Here is a 773-nt window from a genome sequence, read left to right as displayed (position 1 = left end):
GCACGAAGCGGTAACCGCGCCCGCGCAGGGTTTCAATCGGCGCAAGCAGACCCTGCGGGTCGAGTTTGCGCCGCAGCCGCCCCACCAGAACTTCCAGCACATTGCTGTCACGGTCTTCATCGTGCGGGTACAGGTAGCCAGACAGCTCTTGCTTGCTCACCACCCGGGCGCGCTCGCGCACCAGGTATTCAAGCACCCGGTACTCGAAGGTGGTCAGCTCCAGAGCCACCTCACCCAGCCGGGCGCTCTGGGCAGAAAAGTCGATGCTCAGCGCGCCCAGTTGGAGCACATCCGACGTGGCCTTGAGCGAGCGTCGCAGCAACGCCTTGACGCGCGCCGCCAGTTCCGGGTACTCAAACGGTTTGACCAGATAGTCGTCGGCGCCCGCTTCCAGGCCCCGCACTTTGTCCTGCCAGCTGCCGCGTGCGGTCAGGATCAGAATAGGCAGGGTTCGGCCCTCGGCGCGCAGCGTCTGCACCACCGTCAGGCCGTTCACCTTGGGTAGCCCCAGGTCCACGATAGCCAAGTCCAACGGGTACTCTCTAGCCTGAAACAAGCCATCCTCGCCGTCGGCGGCGATATCGACACGGTAGCCATCCGCTTCAAGTTGGCGCTTCAGGCCAAGTCGCAATACCGGGTCGTCCTCAATCAACAGCAAGCGCATGGAGCCCCAAGCCTCGGACTCGTCTAGAGCGTGCGCCCGCTGGCGGCGTCGATCAGGATCACTTTGACTTCACCCTGCGGGGTGAGCACTTTCACGCGCCAGGCCGGGC

Annotated in this window: 1 protein-coding gene; it reads right to left on the bottom strand. The window is 64.3% G+C overall.

The genetic code is table 11. The annotated features are described in order from the left end of the window. On the bottom strand, window positions 1-664 hold a 664-nt coding region (locus ABW22_RS16535; protein ID WP_059759469.1), incomplete at its 3' end, for a response regulator transcription factor. Window positions 665-773 lie beyond the last annotated feature (109 nt).

It is taken from the genome of Thiobacillus denitrificans (assembly GCF_001530125.1).
GTDB lineage: Bacteria > Pseudomonadota > Gammaproteobacteria > Burkholderiales > Thiobacillaceae > Thiobacillus > Thiobacillus denitrificans_C.
The sequence above is the reverse complement of the archived record's forward strand: the minus strand, read 5'-3'. Positions and strand labels throughout refer to the sequence as shown.